The 23,962-nt window shown below is 65.7% G+C and carries 8 protein-coding genes and 1 pseudogene; 8 read left to right on the forward strand and 1 reads right to left on the reverse strand.

Going from position 1 to position 23,962, the window contains the following annotated elements:
• Positions 1 to 458, forward strand: a pseudogene (locus ASJ79_RS28415) (hypothetical protein); the annotation flags it as partial.
• 2 nt (positions 459 to 460) lie between these two features.
• Here the strand turns inward: ASJ79_RS28415 and ponA2 are convergent.
• Positions 461 to 2,938, reverse strand: a complete 2,478-nt coding sequence (gene ponA2, locus ASJ79_RS28420) for a transglycosylase/D,D-transpeptidase PonA2 (protein WP_067962579.1) — start codon at positions 2,936 to 2,938, stop codon at positions 461 to 463.
• Between the two features lie 203 nt (positions 2,939 to 3,141).
• Between ponA2 and ASJ79_RS28425 the strand changes: the two genes are divergently transcribed.
• The 7 genes from ASJ79_RS28425 to ASJ79_RS28455 all read left to right on the forward strand — a co-directional run bounded on the left by ASJ79_RS28425 (position 3,142) and on the right by ASJ79_RS28455 (position 23,951).
• Positions 3,142 to 4,008, forward strand: a complete 867-nt coding sequence (locus ASJ79_RS28425) for an SPFH domain-containing protein (RefSeq protein ID WP_067962586.1) — start codon at positions 3,142 to 3,144, stop codon at positions 4,006 to 4,008.
• A 92-nt stretch (positions 4,009 to 4,100) separates the two neighbouring features.
• Positions 4,101 to 4,910, forward strand: a complete 810-nt coding sequence (locus tag ASJ79_RS28430; protein WP_067962589.1) for a DUF1206 domain-containing protein — start codon at positions 4,101 to 4,103, stop codon at positions 4,908 to 4,910.
• A 122-nt stretch (positions 4,911 to 5,032) separates the two neighbouring features.
• Positions 5,033 to 5,614, forward strand: coding sequence for a hypothetical protein (locus ASJ79_RS28435; protein WP_197420418.1), 582 nt, complete (start codon positions 5,033 to 5,035; stop codon positions 5,612 to 5,614).
• Positions 5,615 to 6,417: 803 nt separating this feature from the next.
• Positions 6,418 to 11,760, forward strand: a complete 5,343-nt coding sequence (locus ASJ79_RS28440) for an AAA domain-containing protein (RefSeq protein WP_082754120.1) — start codon at positions 6,418 to 6,420, stop codon at positions 11,758 to 11,760.
• A 333-nt stretch (positions 11,761 to 12,093) separates the two neighbouring features.
• Positions 12,094 to 17,232: a DEAD/DEAH box helicase gene (locus ASJ79_RS28445; RefSeq protein ID WP_067962598.1), complete on the forward strand. Its 5,139-nt coding sequence runs from the start codon at positions 12,094 to 12,096 to the stop codon at positions 17,230 to 17,232.
• A gap of 6 nt (positions 17,233 to 17,238) precedes the next feature.
• Positions 17,239 to 20,055: a helicase-related protein gene (locus ASJ79_RS28450; protein ID WP_067962600.1), complete on the forward strand. Its 2,817-nt coding sequence runs from the start codon at positions 17,239 to 17,241 to the stop codon at positions 20,053 to 20,055.
• Positions 20,052 to 23,951, forward strand: coding sequence for a DNA methyltransferase (locus ASJ79_RS28455; protein ID WP_067962603.1), 3,900 nt, complete (start codon positions 20,052 to 20,054; stop codon positions 23,949 to 23,951). The genes ASJ79_RS28450 and ASJ79_RS28455 overlap by 4 nt, the downstream gene beginning before the upstream one ends.
• Positions 23,952 to 23,962 lie beyond the last annotated feature (11 nt).

Here is a 23,962-nt window from a genome sequence, read left to right on the forward strand (position 1 = left end):
GAGCTGGTGCTGTAACGATGCCGACGGTGCCGATGTTCCCGCTCGAGGTGGCGATGCTGCCGGGCGAGGAACTGCCGCTCCGGATCTTCGAACCGCGATACTCCGCGCTGGTGCAGGCGTGCCTGGCGGTCGAGGGCGTGTCGGGCACGGATTCCCAAGGCTTCGTGGGACATACGGCGCGTTGCGATCCGGAGAGCACACCGGCCGCGCTGATCAGGACCGCGCAGTCGCTGGCGATCATCTGTGAAACGTCGTCGGGGGACTACTACTACCGCGGGGAGCGGCTACGCGACGGCGCGAACCGGGAGATCCGCGGAGCGACGCGCTCCGGTGACGGGTTCACCGTGACCGGCTCGGACGGGGCCCGGTACGACATCCAGCCCGATCAGTTGACGATCTCGAGCAACGGCAGGGTGGATTCGGCGGAGCCGGCGCTGGAGTACGGCGCGGCGGACTGACCTCACGGTGGCGGCGGTGGTGGCGGTGGTGGTGCCGGCGGCGGCGGAGGAGGAGGCGCCAACCAGGGCACCGTTATCGGGGGCAGCCCCGGGATCTGGATCACGTTGGGCGGCGGGGGAGGCGTCGGGCCCCCGGGCGGGGGTGGCGGCGCGCTCGGTGGCGGCGGCGGCCGGTACACCACCGGAGGGATGCCGTTGCTGGTGATGATCGTGACGATCGACCCGGGAATCGTCCGTCCGCGCGGCGACGTCCCCACCACCGCGCCCCTAGGGGAGTTGCTGTTGACCGCGGTCGGATCCGGGGCGACCTGAAAACCAGCTTCCACCAACTTGTTCCGTGCCGCGTCGAGCTTCATCCCGGTGACGCTGGGCACTTCGCTGCCCGGTCCGCCGTCGACGTAGCGGGGCTCGGTGGGGGGCATCGCGATCGGCCCGAAGTCGTTGGCGATGGGCTTCATCGCCTGATACCAGGTCAGGGCCGGTTCGGTGCCGCCGTAAAGGTCTCCGTCGCCGCACTTGCGCAGCGGGTACGAGCACAGCCCCGACGGGGACGGGGAGTCGTCGAAGATGTAGTTCGCGGCGGCGTACTGGTTGGTGAAACCGAGGAACGCCGACGACCGGTGCGACTCGGTGGTGCCGGTCTTGCCCGACATCGGCAGGTCCCATCCCACCGAACCCGCTGCGCCGGTGGCGGTTCCGCCGGTGTGGTCCTTACCGAGCGCGTTGGCCAGCGTGTTGGCCAGCCCCTCCGGGACCACCTGCTCGCAGGGCGGCGTCTGCAGGGGGACTTCGGCACCGTAGCGGTCGAAGACCTTGTCGATCGGACTCGGCGGGCACCACACGCCGCCCGAGGCCAGCGTCGCCGCGACGTTGGTCAGCTCGAGCGCGTTGAGCTCGAACGGGCCCAGCGTGAAGGAGCCGATGTTCTGCCGCTTGATGAAGTCGGCGATGCTCTCGTTGCTCTCGGGGTCGTAGACCCGGGCGGTTCCGGGTTCGGCGTAGGACCGCAGCCCCAGTCGCACCGCCATGTCCACCGCGCGGGGGACCCCGATCTGGGAGATCAGCTTGGCGAACGCGGTGTTGGGGGATTTCGCCAGCGCGTCGGTGACGTTCATCTGGCCGGCGTACCCGGAGACGTTCCGCACGCACCAGGTCTTGCGGGGGCAGCTCCGGTCGGTGGTGTCGCCCAGGCCGGTGGCGCGGAACGTCTGGGGCACGTCGAGCTGGGTGCTGATGCCCATGCCCATCTCCATCGCCGCGGCGGTGGTGAAGATCTTGAAGATCGAGCCGGCGCCGTCGCCGACGAGGTCGTAGGGCTGCGGCTGCACGGTCTGCCCGGCGTTGAGATCCAGTCCGTAGCTGCGGTTGTCGGCCATGGCCACCACCCGGTGGGCGTCCTTGCCCGGCCGGATCACGCTCATCACGCTGGCCACCCCGGGGGTGGTGGGTTCGGCGTACTTGTCGACGGCGGTCTTGACGCTGGCCTGGATCTTGGGGTCCAGGGTGGTGCGGATCAGGTAGCCGTTGCGCGCCACATCCTCCATGCTCAGGCCCGCGCGGGCCAGGTAGCGCATCGCATAGTCGCAGAAGAACCCGCGGTCGCCGGCGGCGATGCAGCCCTGCGGCAGCGGGTCGGGCCGCGGCAGCACACCGAGCGGCCGGGTCTTGGCGGCGCGCAGTTCGTCGGCGTGCTCGGGCAGGTTCTCGATCATGGTGTCGAGCACGACGTTGCGCCGGGACAGGGCGCCGTCCGGGTTGGTGTAGGGGTCGAGAAGGCTGGTCGACTGCACCATCCCGGCCAGCAGGGCCGCCTGCTGCCAGTTCAGATCGGCGGCGTCGATGCCGAAGTAGGTGCGTGCGGCGTCCTGCACGCCGAAGGCGCCGTTGCCGAAGGACACCAGGTTCAGGTAGCGGGCCAGCAGCTCGGTCTTGGGCAGCAACTTGTCCAGGGCCAGCGCCGCCCGGATCTCACGCAGCTTGCGGGCCGGCGTGACCGCGACCGCGGCGCGCCGCTCGGCGTCGGTCTCGGCTTTCACGAGCAGGTTGAAGTTCTTGACGTACTGCTGCTCCAGCGTCGACCCGCCTCGGGTGCTCTTGTCGCCGCGCAGGTAGCCGGCCAGTCCGGTCAGCGTGCCCTGCCAGTCGACGCCGTTGTGCTCAGTGAACCGTTTGTCCTCGATCGCGATGATGGCCAGCTTCATCGTGTCGGCGATCCGGTCGCTGGGCACCACCCAGCGGCGCTGCTCGTAGAGCCACGCGATGGGGTTGCCCGCGGCGTCCACCATGGTGGACACGATCGGCGCCTCACCCTTGAACAGATCCGCGGATTCCTCTGTGGCCGAGTCGGAGACGCGCATGACGGCCGTGCCGGCGCCACCGACGAACGGGAACATCAACGCGGCCAGCAGCAGGCCCGCGATCAGGACGCAGCCGGCAAGTTTGCCGGCGGCGATTGCCTGTGCCCGACGTCGGTCGTGCATGGCGCCAGCCTAGGGCGGTTGGCAAGCTCCGGTGACCGGTTCGGTGGTCTCGGTGCCGAAAAGCGTTGTGCGTGCCAGAATCGAGGCATGGACTCGGGCCCGCTGGGCCGGAGATCGGTCGGAGTGCCCCCGGACCTCGACGCGCGGACGGCGAGGTACGCCGTTCCGCGTGCCGGCGCCGCGTCGGGCGGGACGGAGACGCCATGATCACCATCGCCGCCGTGGCCGGCGGGATCGCCCTGATACTGGCCTGGCTCGTCGGGGCCAACGTGCGCGTGATTCAACAGTTCGAGCGGGGCGTGGTGTACCGGTTCGGGCAGGTGCAGCCCCGGGTGCGGCAGCCCGGGCTGACTCTGCTGGTGCCGGTCGCCGACCGGCTGCAGAAGGTGAACGTGCAGATCATCACGATGCCGGTGCCCGCCCAGGACGGCATCACCCGCGACAACGTGACCGTGCGGGTGGACGCGGTCATCTACTTCAAGGTGGCCGATCCGGTGCGCGCGGCCGTCGACGTGCAGGACTACATGTCGGCGGTCGGGCAGGTCGCGCAGACCTCGCTGCGGTCGATCATCGGCAAGAGCAACCTCGATGACCTGCTGTCCAACCGGGAGCACCTCAACGAGGGGCTGGAGCTGATGATCGACAGCCCCGCGCTGGGCTGGGGCATCCACATCGACCGTGTCGAGATCAAGGACGTGGTGCTGCCCGACTCGATGAAGCGGTCGATCGCCCGTCAGGCGGAGGCCGAGCGGGAGCGACGGGCCAGGATCATCACCGCCGACGGCGAACTGCAGGCCTCGCAGAAGCTGGCGTTGGCGGCCGAGGTGATGTCCGAGCAGCCCGCCGCCCTGCAGCTGCGGCTGTTGCAGACCGTCGTCGAGGTGGCGGCGGAGAAGAACTCGACGCTGGTGTTGCCGTTCCCGGTCGAACTGCTGCGGTTCCTGGAGCGCTCGACACCGCAAGGGGCCGGGGTCTCGGCCGAGGCCGATGAGGAGACGACGCGCGCGCTCACGGCGAAGATCGCCGACGGCATCGGCCTGCTGCGGCTCGAGGAGCCCGCGACCGGGTAACGGCTCGGGTTCTGCTGTCTGCCGCCCAGTTTCGGCGGTGTGTGCGCCGGGTAGCCGGTTGCGGTGTTGCAGCAGGGCCCGGTCACCGGCGCATGAGCTTCAAGGGCGCGGTCAACCAAGCCACCGAGAGCCGCACCGTGGAGTGGATCGCGCGCGCCGGTTATCCCGTCAGCGGGCTGCTGCATCTGCTCATCGCCTACATCATCGTGCGGATCGCGTTCGGCTTCAGCGGCGAGGCCGACCAGACCGGGGCGCTGGCGACGCTGGCCGCCCAGCGGGGCGGCGTGCTGTCGCTGTGGGTGGTCGCGCTGGGGCTGGTTGCGCTGGCGCTGTGGCGGTTGGCCGAGACGGTGCTGGGCCTGCATCCGGGTGAATGCACCGACGCGCACCGGCGGGATTCGCCGCTCGTCAACCGGCTCAAGGCTTTCGGCCTGGCGCTGGTGTATCTGGCGCTGGCGTTCGCGGCCGCGCAGTTCGCGCTGGGGGTCGGCCGGCTGGGCAGCGAGCGGGCCCAAGGTCTGAGCATGCGGTTGATGCAGTCCGACGGCGGCAAGGCCGTCCTGGTCGCCGTGGGGGTGGCGGTCGCCGCGGCCGGGGCGTACCTCGTGTACAAGGGTGCGTCCAGGAAGTTCCTGGGGGATCTCATCGTGCCGGGTGGGCGGCTGATCACGGTGCTGGGGGTGTGCGGCCATGTCGCCGAGGGCGTGGTGTTGTTCGCCGCGGGGGTGTCGGTGATCGGGGCGTCGTTCCTGCAGGACCCGACGCGCGCGACAGGTCTGGACGCCGCGGTCCAGGCGCTCGGCCGGGCGCAGTTCGGGCAGGTGATCTTGATTGTCGCCGCAACGGGTTTCGCAGCCTACGGGCTGTACAGCTTCGCGTTGACGCGGTACTCGCGGATGTGACCGGGTGCGTCCAGCCGGCGGTCGCCGGGCCGGGTCGATTTGCTGGTATAGCCGCGGCGCGGTTTCCGGCCAGCAAACCGCTGACGAACTGACCTTGTGGTACGTAACACCGTCGATGCCCTGTGCTGGAGCCGAATCGGCGTAGTAATGGCCAGAGGTTGTTTCGCGCGGGTGCGGTTACCGGGGAGCAACTGGCCAACCCCTTCTCCAGGGACAACCCGAGGGGCGTTCCCGCGCTGTTCGACCAGGCAATGCAGAAGATCCGGGGGAGGGACCTGAAGAACGGGTTCCTCGGCCTGTTCAATGCCTTCGTCGGCCCGGTGATCCCGATCGTCACCACCGCGCTGCGGCCGATTCAGACGGTCATCACCAACACCTTCCAGGACATGCTCAACGTGGCGCAGCAGGTCGCCAACGTCGTTGCGGCCGTGGCGTTGGTCGTGACCTCACCGGTGGCCATCACGCTGCAGGCCCTCGGCGCTGTCGCCGACGACTTCCTCGATGCGGTGAAGACGGGCGATCTGGCCGGAGCCGCATGCGCGGTGCTCGGCGCGCCGGCCGTGGTCATCGACGTGTTCGTCAACGGCTACGGCACCAATGGCGGTCTGCTGAGCGAGACCCGCGGCCTGTTCTCGACGCTGCTGAACGTGCGCGACGCGATCGCGAACGTGCTGCGGCCGGTGCCGGTTCCGACGCCACGGTAGCGGTGGCCGATGCGACGGTGAGCAGTGGAGACGCTGTCGATGACCGGCGAGGAGACGCCCGCCGGTGTCGACACCGTCGCCACGCAGACCTTGTCGGCGTCGACCAGCGAAGACGCGTGAGGCCGGCGTGAGGGTACGGTTCGGCGAGCTGACGGGCATCCGTAGGGTGTCCCGAGAGAGTGGTCACCCGGAATTGAAGTTGACTCACGTTGGTTCGGAGTATGGGCACATCCGACGAGCATCACGGCGCACGCGATGAGCACGACTCCGCCGAGGGCCTCGAGCACGAGAACCGACGGTGCGCTGCGGTGGAGAACCGAGTCCTTTGGGCTGCGGGTTCACCCGAACGTTGACCTGCTGGTCGGCCGGTGTAGCGGCTTGTCTGGGCGGACGGTCGACTCCGCCGAGGCCCATGCCACGAAGCCGAGGGGAGTTAGCAAGCGGCACGGCTGCCGACGTAGGACTGGCCGTTGATCTGGTAGCGGTAGTCCAAGGCGTAACGCTTCACGTTGGCGCCCGCATGCCCACCGTCGGCTGGGTATGAGCGCCGACAACCCCTGGACGAGAGCATCGTGCCGGGGACTTACTGCCATGATGCCGACCGGACCAGCTGCAAGAACGCCGGCAGTCCGCGGAACAACAGGAATGCGCCGTAAAAGGAATGCGCGAACAGGGAAGTGCTGACACAGCAAAATGTGAAAGCTATCTAATCGTGGGCGCCATCCTGCATAATGCGACTAAATTGACGTTGGAGCCAGTCTCGATCCTGTGGGTGGCACATCTCGCGGGACTAGCATGTATAGATGGTGGGGGAAGCGGCGACTTTGTTCGACAATAGCTCTGACGGTACGGATTTGGTCCGTAAGGCGGTCAACCTCTTCACGTTTCTGGGCAGCACGCAGAAACTACTCATCAAGCCGGTCCACACGGTGGACAAGTTCGAGCGGGTGATGTGGTTCGCCGACCTGCCCGACCACCCGGCTGTCCGGTCGGCACACCGAACCGCAAACCTGGAACCGGAGAGCCCTCTCCTCGAACTGGACAGGGTGGTGAAGCTGGATCCGCCGCCCACTCCCATTGACCTTGAGCTTTGGGTTGAAGGCCCAATCGACGACCTCGACCAGGAGCCGACGCTTCGCGAGGCCATCTATGTGGGTGAGTCTGAGCCCGAACAACTCGAGGCTGTCGAAACGGACGACGGCGAAGACACCGAAGGCCGGCGGATCGAACTGGCTGACGTTCCCGAGGTGACCGCCGCCTTTGAGGAGTGGATGACCGATTGGCGACTGTGGGCGGAACGTGAGCGCCGCGACAGTGTGGTCCGGAATATCTACAAGGACCTGTTCACTGTCCACCTCACGTCCACCGACCACAGTGAGGAATACGAGCTCGTTCTCGGCGTGGGCTGCCTGACGTGGCGGCCTGATGACCACGAGCAGGTGCAACGGCACATCGCGACGGCCCCAGTCACGGTCCGGTTCGACGAGAACAGCGGCACGTTGACCGTCCTGCCGGTGCCGTCACCCGAGAACGTGTCGATCGAGCTCGACATGCTCGACCCGGCCCTGATTCCGAGCCCGGCGAAGATCGACGAGATCCGCCAGCTGGCGGCGGAGTTCGACGGCCACCTTCTCGATCGACCGGCCATCGGTGACGTCTGTCGGCGCCTTACGCACCGGCTCGATGCCGCCGCCGAATATGACGAGGATGCGCTGTGGCCGGCGACAGGAACGGCGCCCCGCGGCGCCTTCGCGCCGGCCCTCATCCTGCGGCGCCGCACCAACCGCGGCCTGGTGCAAATTTACGAGCAGATCGCGCGGCAGATCCAGGACACCCAGGAGATCCCCAGCGGCGTCCTGCCCTTGATCGACCCGGACCGGCAACCGGAGTCGGACGGCGAGCCCACACCCGGCGCTGTGGTGACGGTCGATGAGGAGGACTTCCTCCCGCTACCGGTCAACGAGGCACAGCGCCGGATCATTGAACGCGTCGACCACACCGCGCAGACCGTGGTGCAAGGCCCGCCCGGTACGGGCAAGACCCACACCGCCGCGGCGCTGGTCTCACATCTCCTGGCCCAAGGCAAACGCGTATTGATCACGGCACAGACCGACCGTGCGTTGCACGAGGTCCGGGGCAAGCTGCCGCGCGAGATCCGCTCGCTGGCGGTATCCGTCATCGGCCAATCGCGCTCCGACATGGCGGACCTGCGTACCGCGGTCGACAGCATCTCCCAGCGCGCCGACGAGTTCGACCCGGACGAGTCTCGGCAGGCCATCGACCGCCACCTCGCCAAAATCGACGAACTGCGGCGGCGGCGTGCCGCGACCTATGACAGGTTGATCGCGATTCGCCGGCAGGAGGTGGAAGCCCGCACCGACGGTCCCGAAGAGGGCACCCTGGCCGCGATTGCCTACCGGCACCTTCAACAAGAATCACAATTCTCCTGGATCCGTGAGTTCGCAGTGGATCCGAACGGTGAAGGCGCCAGCGTCTCGTCCGAGGAGATCGTGTGGTGGCGTGACGTGCTGCTGAACGAGGACGTGATGGGCAACGAAACCGAGGCGACGCGCCGGCTGCCCGCCTTGGACTCGGTGGTGCAGCCGCAGGAGTTCGCCGCTCTCGTCGCCGCCGAACGGCAGGCGATCGCCGAGAAGGAGCGGTTCGACAACCTGTTGTCGCACCAGTCATTCGATTTCGTCAGGTCGCTTGCACCGAATGTCCGCGAGGAACTGCGCTCCAGAGTCTCTGAGCTGGCAGAACGTGCCAGCGCGCTCGAGCGCCGGGAAGAAGCCTGGATGAACGAAGCGCTGCACGACGTCCGCAGCGGCCGGCATCAAATCTGGCTGGCGCGGTCCGCACAGATCAAATCCCTGGCCGACCAGGTCGAGGCGCTGATCTCGCGGATCGGGCCGACCACGTCGGTAGTGGTGGCTACCGGTGATCCGGAAGTGCATCAACAGGTCGCGAAATCCCTCCTGGCGCATCTCGATTCGGGCGGAAAGATCAAAACGCTACCCGACGGCTCACCGAAAATCGGCGCGCTCAGCCCTAAGACGATCAAGCTGGCAGAGCCGTTCTTCGCCAGCGTGAAGATCAACGGGTTGCCGGCAGTCGCCAAAGAGCAGCTCATGGCGTTCGTCAACTGGGTCGAGGCCAGTCGAACCATCACGGCGATGGATCACGCATGGCCGTCGTCCGTCCATATCCCCGAGGAGGACACGCTGGCCGAGGAGCTGCACTGGCACCGCACCGAGGTGGCGCAGCTCGACAAAGTCCTCGCACTCGGCGAGCAACTCGACGTCGAGCGGTCCTGGTTCCAAGCCAACGACCTGCCGGTACCGGACTGGAACAACCTCGATGAGATCCGACGCTACGCCGAACTTGTCGAGGCAGCGGCCGCCGCAGATGGCGCAATGAATGCGTCAGCACCGATCGAGGCGCTGGCCGAGTACCTAGACGCGGAGGCCAGGTGGCCCGATCCGCCGCAGATCGTCCACTCGCTGATCGAGGCGGTGGTCAGCCGCAACACGGACGCGTACACAGCGGCCCGCGAGCGGCTCGTCCACCTGCATGGGATCGCAGGCAGCGTGGCTGAGCGCGACCGAATCCGAGGACGGCTGGAAGCGTCCGCGCCGCGTCTCGCGGCGGCGATCATCGCCGATCCTGCCTCGCCGGAATGGGCGGATCGGCTGCCGTCGTATGGCGATGCGTGGAACTGGGAAATGACGGGCCGGTGGATCATGGCTCAGGAGGTCGAGGATGCTAACGCGCTCAAGGTCCAACTCAACGGCATCGAGCAGCAGATCCGAACCGAGGTAGAGCATCTCGCCGCAGAACGAGCGTGGGGCTATGCGGTTGCACCGGGCCGGTTGACCGGTAGAGCGCGGGCGGATTTAACCCAGTACGCGCAACTGGTGGCGTCATTGGGGAAAGGGACCGGCAAGTACGCGGCCAAGAAGCGGGCCGAGATCACCGAGGCGATGGACCGCTGCCGGCCATCGGTGCCAGTGTGGATCATGCCGATCTACCGGATCGCAGAACAGCTTCGGGTACAGCCGAATTCGTTCGATGTCGTCATCGTCGATGAGGCATCGCAGGCCGGTCTGGAGGCCACCTTCCTCCAGTACCTGGCGCCAAAAGTCGTCGTTATTGGTGACGACAAACAGGTTTCGCCCTCGGCGGTTGGTGTCGACCAGCAGCAGTTGCGGGACCTCGGGAATCTGTATCTGGCCAACGACACGTACAAGGCGTCGTGGCAGGATCCCAAACGAAGCTACTTCGACGAGGCCAACATGCGATTCGGTGGTCGAATCACGTTGACCGAGCATCGCCGTTGCGTTCCTGAGATCATCGGCTTCTCCAATCGAATTGCCTACGAACCGGAGGGTATTCGATTGGTTCCGGTGCGGCAGTTCGGTGCCGAGCGGCTTGACCCGATCAAGGTCGTCTACCTCGCAGACGGGTACGAGGCCGACAACAAGACGAATCCCGTCGAAGCCGACGCGATCGTGGACCAGATCGTGAAATGCCTCGCTGAGCCTGAGTACGACGGCGCGACTTTCGGCGTGATCTCACTGCTCGGCAAGGAGCAGGCGAGGCTGATTGAGGCCAAGCTGCTCGACGCTGTGCCACCCGAGGAGTGGGCGGCTCGGGAGCTGCGATGCGGTGATGCTCCTGACTTCCAGGGATCCGAACGTGACGTCATGTTCCTGTCGATGGTGAAGGCTCCGCGGGAGGACAAGCGGATGGGTGCCTTGACCATGGCGCAGTATGTGCAGCGGTTCAATGTCGCGGCCTCTCGCGCCAAGGATCAAATGTGGGTCTTCCACTCGATGCCGCGGGAAGCGCTCACCAACCCGGAGGATATGCGGTATCAGCTACTCGATTACTGCTACGGCGTCGTCAATCGGACGCACGGCGACGAGGAAGGCGACGAGGTCGGCCCCGTTCCGGAGGACGTGTTGGTCCCACCATTCGATTCGCTGTTCGAGCAGCGCGTGTTCAACCGCATCTTCGACCGCGGCTACACCGTCGTGCCGCAATACCCGGCGATGGGCTACAACATCGACCTCGTGATCGTCGGCGCCAGAGGCAGATTAGCTGTCGAATGCGACGGTGATTTCTGGCATGGCCCAAATGCGTACGAAGCGGATCTGGCGCGACAGCGGGAGCTCGAGCGGTGCGGCTGGAAGTTCTTCCGCATCCGGGAATCGATGTTCTACGCCGATATGCCCGGGACGTTGGCGAAGCTGTGGGAAAGACTCGACGAGTTGGACATTCGCCCAGCGGATTGGATCGATCCCGCAGTCGAGGGTCAAGAGGACGACGAATCCGCTGCAGTCGATCAGCCGGCAGCCGAAACGCTTGGGGTCGAGCCGGACGAGGGAGCCGTCCGCACGGTCGAGCCTGTGGAAGTGAATGCGGAGCAGGCGAAACCAGTGGTACTCGTCGATGACGTCCATGAGCTGGATCTCGCGGAGAAATCGCGGTTGGCGGTGGGTGGCCGACATCGCGCGGATGCTGACGAGGAGTTAGTGGAGGCTGTGGAGGAGGTTTTCTCCTCTGCGTCGCTCGACCGTGGGTATGGACGTCACCGCGCCAGTGACGATGACGGCGAAGTCGTTGAAATCGAACCGCGCACATCTACTCTCGAACCGTATGCCGTCTTCAGCGATCCGCTCCCGCCGATCACCGAGAGCCGCCTGAACGAGGTGGTCGCCAACGTGGTCCGCATTGTCGAAGTGGAGGGCCCCGTGCTCGGTCACCGAGTGCACCAGGCTTACCGCGAGGCGTACGGCGGCCAGCGGGTGGGACGCGAGATTGCGCGCCAGCTCAATCAGGCGCTCTCAATTGCCGAGCGGCGATCACTCATCGTGTCGAGCAATCCGCTGAACGAGGCCGGCGTCAAGCCGCGGACTTTCCGGATAGCCTCACAGCCCGAGGTGTTACCGCGGGAACTGGGGCCGCGGACGCTCGACATGGTGCCACCGGCCGAACTCGCGCATCACCTCGCAGAGTTCTGGTCCGACGACGACGTCCTCGGCGAGGAGGAGCTGTTTCGTGCGGTGCTCGATGTGCTTGGCCTAAAGCGATTGACGGACAACGCGAAAGCGGTGCTGCGGTCGGCAATGCGATTGGTGTGAAGTGATTAAACCGGCAGATGACGGTGTCGTTCAGGTGCCGCAAAACGGGTATGAATTCGTCGATATAGGTACTCCGACAATCGGCGGCGATAACTGCGTCAAGTGTGTTGAGGGTATCGATCGGCAGGATGCTCGACATCGGCTGCCCGAGGAACGCGGGCAACCTAAACAGGCCGAAAAACGTGAACTGCGACGGTATGTTCGCTGCGGAGCGTTAAGACGATGTGGCTGGAGTAGCGCGCACCCAGATAGCTGGTGCGGCTGGGTGGGTTCGGCAAATGGCGCTGGCGTGGTTGCCCGCATCGCGCATCGAGACGCAACCGAGGGAGGGCGATGGACGTCTTTCGCGTACATCGGGAGCTGATCGACGACTACCGCGCCTTCACGACTAGTGAAGTCGTTCCGCTCGACCCGAGAGTTCATCAGCATGTCCAGGACGAACTCGCCGAGGGTAAGCAGTGGCCAGAGCCCTGGCTATCGCTTAATCCGATGTTCGCCCCCGGCGGGTCGATCGACGACCTGATCGCAGAGGGGCTGCTCCATCCGGAGTGTTCGAACATCTTCCGTCCCAAACAGCACATCGATGACGTCGGCCGGCAGCCGATCACCTTGCATCGCCACCAGCGCGAAGCCGTCGAAACGGCACGTTCGGGCAAGAGCTACGTCTTGACCACCGGCACCGGTTCCGGAAAGTCCCTCGCCTACATCGTCCCGATCGTTGATCGAGTGCTGCGCCAGGAACCTCGAGAGCGGGGCGTCAAGGCGATCATCGTCTACCCGATGAACGCGCTGGCCAACAGCCAGGTTGGAGAGTTGGAGAAGTTCCTTCGCTTTGGCTACGGCGAAGGCCGCGAGCCCGTCAGCTTCGCCCGCTACACGGGCCAGGAGCAGGGCGAGGAGCGTGAGGCGATCCTGCGCAATCCGCCGGACATCCTGCTCACCAACTACGTCATGTTGGAACTGATGCTCACCCGGCCGGACGAACGCCGCAAGCTGGTTGACGCGGCGACGGGTCTGCAGTTTCTGGTGCTCGACGAGCTGCACACTTACCGGGGCCGCCAGGGTGCCGACGTGGCGATGCTCGTTCGGCGCGTCCGCGATGCGTGCCAGTCCCCGGACCTGCAGTGCGTGGGCACTTCGGCGACCATGTCCACCGACGGATCGATCGACGATCAACGGCGCGTGGTCGCCGAAGTCGCATCGGAGTTGTTCGGCGCCGAGGTCACACCTGAGCGCGTCATCGGCGAGACACTCGACCGCGCCACATCAGGCGATCCGCACGACATCGAGGGCTTGCGTCGCGAGATCGCCCGAGGCGGCGCCACCGGCGACTACGACACGTTAGCGAGATCGCCGCTTTCCACTTGGATCGAGATCAAATTCGGCCTGGCGACCGATGCCGAATCTGGACGCATCATCCGCGAGAGCCCTGTGAAGATCCGCGAGACCGCGGCCCGGCTCGCGGATTTGACCAGGACAACGGTCGACGAATGTGAACAGGCGATTCGCGCCACCTTGTTGGCCGGCTCAGCCGCGCACCACCCAGGCACCTCTCGACCGCTGTTCGCATTTCGCCTTCACCAGTTTCTTTCCAAGGGGGACACGGTCTACGTCTCGATCGAAGACGAGGCCCGCCGGCACATTACGTCGCAGTATCAGGTCACGGTCCCCGATCGCCCGAACGACCTGCTGATGCCACTTGCGTTCTGCCGTGAATGTGGGCAGGAGTACCTGGTGGTCGCCAAATCCGCTGAAGGCTCGACGGTTTCCTATCGACCACGCCGCGACCGTGATGCCAGCGGTGGCGACCAGGCCAACGGCTACCTCTATATCTCGACGGCCCAGCCGTGGCCCGTCGACCCACTGCCGGAAGGGCGGCTGCCCGACACATGGCTCTCCGACGGGGCGGTCATCGACCGGCGCCGGCCCTACCTGCCGCACCGGATCCGTGTCGACACGACCGGGGCCGAGGTCACTACAGGTGGTATCGACGCCGCGTTCGTTCCGGCACCGTTCCGATTCTGTCTGCGCTGCAAGGTCTCCTATGAACAGGCCCGCGGTAGCGACTTCGCGAAGCTCGCGACCTTGGACGCCGAGGGCCGAAGCTCCGCCGTTTCGGTGGTGAGCGCCTCAATTGTGCGCGCCCTCAACAAGATCCCCGAAGAGCAGCTGAGCCCATCCAGCCGCAAACTATTGACGTTCGTCGACAACCGACAGGACGCCAGCCTGCAGGCCGGCCACTTCAACGACTTCGTGCAGATGGCCCAGCTGCGCGGAGCGGTGAGTCAAGCCGTCCAGCGCGGCGCATTGCGGCATGACGACGTCGCACAGCGCGTGGTCGAGAGCCTGGGCCTGCAATTCGAGGACTATGCGGCGAATCCGGAGGCGGTGTACGGGGCGCGGAGCGCGGCAGAGCGAGCCTTCAAGGAATTCATCGAGTACCGGCTGTACACCGACCTGCAGCGGGGTTGGCGGGTCACGATGCCCAACCTCGAACAGACTGGACTCCTGCGCATCGGATACGAGTCGCTGAGCGAGATCGCCAGCGACACCGCGTTGTGGTCAGCGACGTACCCACCGCTACGCGACGCACGTGCCGGACAGCGAGAAGAGCTGTGCCGCATCGTACTTGACGAATTTCGCCGCGAACTGGCAGTGGACGTCGAATGTCTGACCGATGACGGCTTCGACCGGCTCAAGCGGCAGTCCGACCAGCATCTGCGCGGGTTGTGGAGCATCCCGCCCCGCGAACCGCGGCCGCATCCCGGGGTCGTGTCCACACAGTCGGGTGTTCCCGGCCGACCTCGGGCCGACGTCCGGCTCACCGGCCGCTCGGCACTCGGCCGGTTCATCCGTGAGGCCAGCGGGCTGACCCTCGACGACGGACCGCTCGACACCGCCGACGCACAGAAGGTCATCGAGGACATACTCTCCACCCTGGAGCGCGCCGGCCTGCTCACCACGATCGAGGTGCCCCGCATGCCGGGTCCCAACTACAGGCTCAAGGCCTCGGCGGTCATTTGGTCGGCCGGCGATGGTTCGTCGGGGGCACCCGACCCGCTGCGTAAGGGCTTCGATCCCGAGCAGGGGACGCGGGTCAACCCCTTCTTCCTCGACTTGTACCGGAACATCGCGCCGGAACTGACCGGCATGTACGCGCGCGAACACACCGCACAAGTCGCGGCCGGCGATCGCGAAGAGCGCGAAAAAGAGTTCCGCAAGGGCGATCTCAAGCTGATGTACTGCTCGCCGACAATGGAACTCGGTGTCGACATCGCCAGCTTGAACGCCGTCGGTCTGCGGAACGTGCCACCCACGCCGGCCAACTACGCCCAACGCAGCGGACGCGCCGGCAGGTCGGGCCAACCGGCGCTGGTGACCACCTACTGCGCCACCGGCAACGCCCACGACCAGTACTACTTCAGAAGATCCGCCGACATGGTCGCCGGGTCGGTGGCTGCCCCTCGCCTCGACCTGACCAACGAAGCGCTGCTGGCCTCACACCTGCACGCCCTGTGGCTGTCGGAAACCGGCGCCAACCTCCGCTCTCGCATGCCAGACCTTCTCGACATCGACCAGCCCGGCATGCCACTGAAGACTGATCTCAAGCAGGTGTTGGACAATCCAGACGCGGTCCGGCGCGCCACCGACCGTGCCCGCCAAGTGATCGCACCGCTTTCTGACGACCTTCGCACCACGGCATGGTGGCACGGCGAGTGGTCGGACATCGTAATCAGCGGCGCTCCAGAGGGTTTCGACCGCGCGTGTGACCGCTGGCGCGAGTTGTATCAGGCGGCGCTCGACGACCAGCAGGAACAGAACCGCATCGTCTTGGACATCTCGGTCAACCGCAGAGCGCGCGACGCCGCGGAAGCCAGGCGTCGCGAAGCCGAAGGCCAGTTGCGATTGCTTCGCAACGAGGACACCGACCGAATGCACTCGGACTTCTACACATACCGCTACTTCGCTTCCGAGGGGTTCCTGCCGGGTTACAGCTTCCCGCGACTGCCGCTCGCTGCCTACATCCCGGGAGTGCGCGGTGCGGCAGGGCGCGGTGACGGTGGCAACTACTTGCAACGGCCCCGCTTCCTCGCCATCAGCGAGTTCGGCCCAGGCGCGATCATCTATCACGAGGGCGCCCGCTACGTCGTGAAACGCATCCAGGTGCCGATGGCGGCGGGCGGCATCGGCACGGTCGACACCCAAGACGCCTATCGGTGTGAATCGTGCGGCTACCACCACGTGCGGCGCGCCGGACTCGACGTATGCGAACACTGCGGCGCCGCGCTCGGCACCCCGCACTACGGCCTCATGCGGATGCAGACGGTCTTCACCCGACGGCGCGAAAGGATCTCCAGCGACGAGGAAGAGCGCCGCAGAGCGGGATTCGAACTACATACGTCCTACCGCTTCAGTCAGCACGGACCTCGCATCGGGCGCCTCGACGCGCAGGTGGCGTCCGGAACCGGCGCGCTGGCGACGATGAGTTACGGCGACACCGCGACGGTTCGCATCACCAACGTGGGTCGTCGGCGACGCAAGCACCCCAACGACCTCGGCTACTGGCTGGACACGGTCAAGGGCGAATGGCTCTCGGAACGGCAAGCCGATGACGCCACACCTCAGGATGAGGCACTCGAAGACGCCGCTGACACGCCGTCCAGGCAGAAGGTCATCCCCTACGTCGAAGACACCCGAAACATTCTGGTGTTCAGGCTCACCCATGCGGTCAGCGACGAGTCCGCCGCGAGCCTGCGCTACGCGCTCGAGCGAGGCATCGAAGCCGAATTCCAACTCGAGGATTCGGAGTTGTCCAGCGAGGCGTTGCCCGACCCGGACGGCCGCGCGCGGATGCTCTTCACCGAATCCGCCGAGGGTGGGGCCGGTGTGCTACGCCGACTGCACTCCGAACGGGATGCCCTGACAAAGGCAGCACGAAAAGCCCTCGAAATCGCCCACTTTCGGCCCGATGGAAGTGACATGGGAAGTGCCGAGGGAGCGCGGGAGCGCTGCGAGAAGGCGTGCTACGACTGCCTGCTGTCCTACGGCAACCAGACCGACCACCAGTTCATCGATCGGCATTCGGTCCGTGACCTGTTGATGGAGTTGGCCGCCGCAGATACCTCGCCGGCACTTGCGCCTACTTCAGCCGCCGACCGGGCCGACCAGATCCGTGCACAGGTCGAGTCCGAACTCGAACGCGAGTTCATCGAGCTGCTCGTCGCGCACGATTTCGCGTTGCCCGACGCCGTGCATCAGCTGGTGGACTCGGCTGCCGTGCAGGCCGACTTCGTCTACCACGCCGATGGCGCGGCGCTGGCGGTGTTCGTCGACGAGGTGACGCCCGCGGACGCCGCCGAGGTGGAAGAGAAGCTCATCGACCTCGGGTGGTCGGTGTTGCGGTTGACGGCGGGCGAGGATTGGCTGAGCAAACTGCGCGAGCACTCGTACGCATTCGGTGAAGGAAGGTAGTACTCCATGGGATTCGCGCCCGGAAACCTGGTGACCGCACGCGGTCGTGAGTGGGTGGTGCTTCCGGACAGCACCGACGACTTCCTCATCCTCCGTCCCCTCGGCGGAGTGGACGACGACATCGCCGGGGTGCTCGTCAGTGAGGGCGTGGCAGCCGCGACGTTCCCCCCGCCCGTCCCCGACGATATCGGCGACCACCTGAGCGCCTCCCTGTTACGCAGCGCGTTACGGATCGGATTCCGTTCCACCGCAGGGCCATTCCGCAGCCTGGCCTCCATAGCGGTCGAACCGCGGGCCTACCAACTGGTGCCGCTGATGATGGCCCTGCGTCAGAACGTGGTCCGCCTGCTGATCGCCGACGACGTCGGCATCGGTAAGACCATCGAAGCCGGGCTGATCGCCGCCGAGCTTCTCCAGGTGGGCGACGCGCGGGGCCTGGCTGTACTGTGCAGTCCCGCCCTTGCCGAGCAGTGGCAGAGCGAATTACGCGAGAAGTTCGGCTTCGAAGCCGAACTCGTGCTGCCCGGCACCGTGCGCCGACTCGAACGCGGGATCGTCGGCGCCGAGTCGATTTTCGACCGCTATCCCATCACCGTCATCTCCACCGACTTCATCAAGAGCGCCCGGCGGCGTCATGAATTCTTGCGGACCTGTCCGGATCTCGTGATCGTCGACGAAGTACACACCTGCGTCGCGGACTCCACATCGTCCAGCTCGGGACGTACCCAACGGTACGAACTTATCCGAGATCTCGCCGCCGACCAGTCGCGGCATCTGATCCTCGCCACCGCGACACCGCACAGCGGCAAGGAGGAAGCCTTCCGGAACCTGCTGGGTCTGCTCGACCCCGAACTGGCGACCGTGGACCTCGAGGAGCGACGCGGGCGAGAGCGCCTCGCCCGGCATTTCGTTCAACGCCGCCGCGCCGACATTCGCCGCTACCTCGACGAGGACACACCGTTTCCGAAGGATCGGCTCACCACCGAGGTGCCCTACACCCTCAGCCGCGAGTACGACGCCCTGTTCACCAAGGTGCTGGCCTACGCGAGGGAAACGGTGCGCAGCGACGAGGGCGGACTGGCCCGGCGGGTGAATTGGTGGTCAGCCCTGGCGCTGCTGCGTGCGCTGGCATCGTCACCAAGAGCCGCCGCCCAGACGCTGCGGACCCGCGCCGCCGCCGCTGCCGCTGAATCACCGGAGGAAGCCGACGCCATCGGCCGCGCCATAGTGCTCGATCAGGCCGAGGACGAAGCGCTGGAAGCCGCAGACATCACGCCCGGCGCCGACCCCGCCACCGAACACAAGGACTCGAAGGCACGACGACTGCGCGGCTTCCTCGCCGACGTCCAGAAGCTTGAAGGCAAGCCCGACAAGAAAATTGCAGCACTGGTCAAGATCGTCAAGGAGGTCCAGGCCGAAGGCTGCGACCCGATCGTCTTCTGCCGCTTCATCGACACCGCGGAGTACGTCGCCGAGCACCTCGACTCCGCTCTCGGTCGAGATGTCACCGTGCGCGCCGTGACGGGAACACTGCCACCGGATGAACGAGTAGCCCGGATCGAAGAACTCGCCGCGACACCCGGTCGGCACGTGCTGGTCGCCACGGACTGCCTGTCCGAGGGCGTGAACCTCCAGGAGAACTTTCAGGCCGTCATCCACTACGACCTGGCCTGGAATCCCACTCGGCACGAACAGCGCGAGGGCCGCGTCGACCGGTTCGGCCAATGCGCGCAGACAGTGCGCGCGGCGACACTGTACGGGCGCGACAACCAGATCGACGGCATCGTGCTCGACGTCCTGCTGCGCAAGCATGAGGCGATCCGCAAGGCGACCGGTGTGTCGGTTCCCGTGCCCGACAACACCGACGCGGTCGTCGAGGCGCTGATGGAGGGTCTGCTGCTGCGGGGCCGCGACGCCGAACAACTCGGCCTCGAACTCGATATCCAGGACAAGCAGACCGCGCTCTACACGCGGTGGGAGTCAGCAGCAGAACGCGAACGCATCGCGCAAACCAAATATGCGCAGCACGGCATCAAGCCCGAAGACGTGGCCGCCGAACTCAAGGCGTCGCGGGCCGCCCTCGGCACCAACGCCGAGGTGGCCGATTTCGTCCAGCACGCCATGAAGTCATTGCGATCAACCTGCACCACAACGGAATCGGGGTTCACCGCTACGCTGGCACCTCTGCCGCTCGGGTTGCGCGACGCGATGCCGCCCGGGCGCCGCGATCCGCTGCTGTTCGCCACAGACCTGCCCGTACGACGCGGCGAGGCTGTGCTCAACCGCACCGATGCGACCGTCGAGGCCATCGCCAATTACGTTCTGGAATCCGCGCTCGACACCCAGCTTCCGGCCGAACAACGCCCGGCGCGCCGGTGCGCGGTGGTCCGCACCACGGCCGTGACCACTCGCACCACGATGCTGTTGGTGCGATACCGCTTCCACCTCGAACTCCCCTCCCGTACCGGAGGCCGCCAGCTGGTGGCCGAGGACGTTGCCACGTTGGCGTTCGAAGGCGCTCCGGCACAGGCAAATTGGCTCGAAGCCGACGAGGTCGTCCCACTGTTGCAGGCCACACCTTCGGGCAACGTCCCGGGCCCGCAGGCCGAGCAGTTCCTGCGCCGAAGCCTCGACGGGATAGACGACGTGCGTAGCCATCTGGAGCGCCACGGCGAGCAACTGGCCGAGCGCCTGCTGGAGGCACACCGCCGGGTACGCCAGGCGTCGTCAGAGATCGTGCGCGGTCTGAAAGCCACCGTCGAACCGGTGGCCGACGTTCTCGGGGTCTTTGTCTTCGTTCCACCGACGGGAGCTGCCAAGTGAGCAGCGACGCGACGGCAACGTTCATCGGCGTCCGCATCCAGGGAGGTCTACTGCCGGCCGATCTGCTTGCAAAGCTCTCGACCGGGACCGATGTGGCTGGGTTGACGTCCAAGGACTTCCACCTTCCGGCAGGCGAATCCGTGCGAGAAGCGGCCAACCGCGTGTGGGCGTATCTGCGCGGCGCGTGGACGACGTACCGCCAAGCGCTGGAGGCGCTGCCCGACAGTGACGCCGCCACTGCGCTCACCCGTGAGCGGTTCCTGCTGGTGCTGCTGGATCAGCTGGGCTACGGCCGGGTGCCCACCACGGGGAGGGGCGGTATCACCATCGGCGATCGCGGCTACCCCATCTCGCATGTGTGGGGCAGCGTGCCGATCCACCTGCTCGGCCGGGTGCCGCTGGACACGCGTTCCAAGGGTGTCGCCGGCGCCGCCGGCGCCTCACCGCAGTCGATGGTGCAGGAGTTGCTCAACCGGTCCGATCACCATCTGTGGGCGATCCTGGCGAACAGCACCACGCTGCGCCTGTTGCGGGATTCGACATCACTGGTCGGTTCCGCCTACGTGGAGTTCGACCTCGAGGCGATCTTCGACGGCGATCTGTTCGCCGACTTCCTGCTGCTGTACACGCTGTGCCACGTCTCGCGCGTCGAGACCCGCGACGACGACGTCGGGCCCGCGTCGTGCTGGCTGGAACAGTGGCGCGAAGATGCCGTGGAATCCGGCTCGCGCGCACTGAACCTGTTGCGCGACGGCGTCGTCGAGGCGATGCAAACCCTTGGGGCCGGCTTCCTTTCGCATCCGGACAACGCCCCGTTGCGCGAAGACCTGGCCGAGGGACGGCTGTCTGTCGACGATGTGCACCACGGACTACTGCGTGTGGTATACCGGCTGCTGTTCAACTTTGTGGCCGAGGATCGCGGCGCACTGCTGGACCCGAACGCCAACGCGCAGGCGCGCCAGCGCTACACCGCCTACTTCTCCACCGACCGCCTGCGCCGCGTCTCGCGCCGCCGCCACGGCGGCCGTTACGGCGACAAGTGGCAGGCACTCACCCTGGTGTGGCGCGGGCTGGGCAGCATCGAGGGGCTTTCCGAGCTTGGCCTACCCGGAATCGGGGGTCTCTTCGAGCACGGCGACCTGGACTTCCTCACCGGCTGCTCATTGAGCAACCAGGCCTTGCAGTCGGCGGTGCGCAGCCTGTCGGTGGTGCGCGAGCCACGCTCGCAGGTGCTGCGTGTGGTCGACTACCGCAATCTCGGCGCCGAGGAACTCGGCAGCATCTATGAGGCGCTGCTGGAGTTCGTGCCGAGCTGGGATCCGGCGACCAAGACCTACGATCTGGCGGTCGCGTCGGGAAACCAACGCAAGGACACAGGCTCGTACTACACCCCCACCTCGCTGGTGGAGTCGTTGCTTGACACGGCGTTGGACCCGGTGCTCGACGAGGCCGAGAAGTCCGACGACGCGATCGAGGCGCTGCTGAACGTCACCGTCTGCGACCCCGCCTGCGGCAGTGGGCATTTCCTGGTCGGCGCGGCACGCCGGATCGCCAAGCGGGTCGCCGCCATCCGCACCGGCGACCCAGAACCCGCCCCCGAGGCGGTACGGTCGGCGATGCGGGAAGTCGCCGGCCGTTGCATCTATGGAGTCGACGTCAATCCCCTCGCTGCGGAGTTGGCGAAGGTCTCGCTGTGGATGGAGGCGCTTGAGCCAGGCCGCCCGTTGACATTCCTCGACGCGCAGATCAAGGTTGGCAACGCGCTCGTCGGCGCGACCCCGCGGTTGCTTGCCGAAGGGCTGCCGGATGACGCGTTCAAGCCCATCGAGGGCGACGACAAGAAGGTCACCGCTACCCTGGCGAAACAGAACAAGGCCGAACGCAGCGCGCAAGGCAGCCTGTTCGACGTCGACATGGTCGAGGCCAACACCCAACTGGGCGAACAGGTGCTGGATGTGGTCGCCGCGCCCGTCCTGTCGCTGTCCGACGTGCACGTCCAACGGCAGCGCCTTCGGGCCTACGCCGACTCCCCCGAGTACCAGCGTCAGCGGCTAGCGGCCGACGCGTGGTGTGCGGCGTTCGTATGGCCCAAGACATCTGGCGCGCCGAAGGCCATCACCCATCGGACCGTGACCCGCCTGATTGACGGTGAGGACCCACTGGACGAGGCCGCCCGAGCCGAAGTCGATCGGTTGGCCGCTGAATATCGGTTCTTTCACTGGCACTTGGAGTTTCCCCATATCTTCCCCATGGCAGCCGCTGGTGGCGGCACCATCAATCCCGATACGGGATGGGGAGGCGGGTTCTCCGTCATGATCGGCAACCCGCCGTGGGAGCATGTCGAACTCAAAGAACAGGAGTACTTCGAAGCTCGATACCCCGAGCTCGCAAGGGCCGCAGGAGCGAAACGCAAGTGCCTCATCGCCGCTCTGATCGAATCAGGCCAACCACTCGGCCTCGATTATCTCGCTGAGAAGCGCCGCCTCGACGGAATGCGGCACTTCGCGGCGAACTCGGAACGGTACCCGTTCTGCGGGCGCGGCCGAATCAAGACAGACCCACTGTTCGCCGAGGCAGGCCGAAACCTCTTGGCGGGTAACGGGCGATTCGGGATGATCCTGCCTACCGGCATAGCGACAGATGCCACTACTCAGTACTTCTTCAAAGATCTCGTTGTATCGCAATCGATCGCCAGCTTGTACGACTTCGAGAATGCAAAGCCCTTATTTGTTGGCGTGCATCGTAGCTACAAGTTCTGTCTACTCACCGTCGTCGGTCGGGACACCACCGAACCCGTTGCCAACTTCGCATTCTTCGCGCACGACCCAACGGACCTACAACGCGCCAACGTGACGTTCGCACTCACGCCGGAAGAGATCACGCTGCTCAACCCGAACACCGGCACGTGCCCCGTGTTCCGCAGCCGTCGCGACGCCGACATCACGCTTGGCATCTACCGACGTGTACCGGTCCTGATCCGCGAAGGCGACCCGCACGGAAACCCCTGGGGCGTCAAGTTCATGCAGGGTCTGTTCAACATGACCAGCGACTCGCACCTGTTCCGCACCCGCGACGAACTAGAAGCCGACGGTTGGGAACTCAGCGGGAACGTCTTTGAGCGCGGAGACAAGCGGATGCTTCCGTTGTACGAGGCAAAAATGATCCACCACTACGACCACCGCTGGGCCACCTATGAACGTGACGGCAGCGTGCGTAACGTCACGCTACAGGAGAAGCGTGATCCTAACTTCGTCGTCATGCCACGCTATTGGGTTGACGAGAAGGAGGTCAACGCGAAGCTCGAGGGCAAGTGGAATAAAGAGTGGCTGCTGGGCTGGCGAGATATCTGCAGGAGTACGGACGAACGGACAATGATCTGCTCGTTGCTACCGCGGACTGCCACACCCGACGGCACGCTGTTGATGCTTCCATCGCGTGAACCGGAAGGATTAGTAGCTTGCTTGTCAAGTTATGCCTATGACTTTCCAACCCGGCAAAAGGTTGGCGGAACGCATCTTAAGTTCTTCACGGTTTATCAGACGCCAGTGACGTCGCCGGACCAGTTGGACCAGGCCATGGCGGCCGCAGGCGGCCAGACTGCAAGCCTTTGGATACAGCAGCGGGTCAAATTCCTTCAGCACGATTGGCAGGACCTTCAGGAGCGTGCGGAGGTTCGAGCCGAAATTGATGCATTGTTCTTCCACTTATTCGGCATCGAACGCGACGACGTCGACTACATCATGGAGACGTTCCCCATCGTCAAGCGCAAAGACGTTGCAGCTCATGGTGAGTACCGCACGAAGAGGATGATCCTCGAAGTCTACGACGCGATGGCCGAGGCGGAAGCAACAGGCGTGCCGTACGAGTCGCCGTTCGACGATGCGCCCGCATCGTGATCTGTAAGGGG

Source organism: Mycobacterium sp. NAZ190054 (assembly GCF_001545925.1).
Taxonomy (GTDB): domain Bacteria; phylum Actinomycetota; class Actinomycetes; order Mycobacteriales; family Mycobacteriaceae; genus Mycobacterium.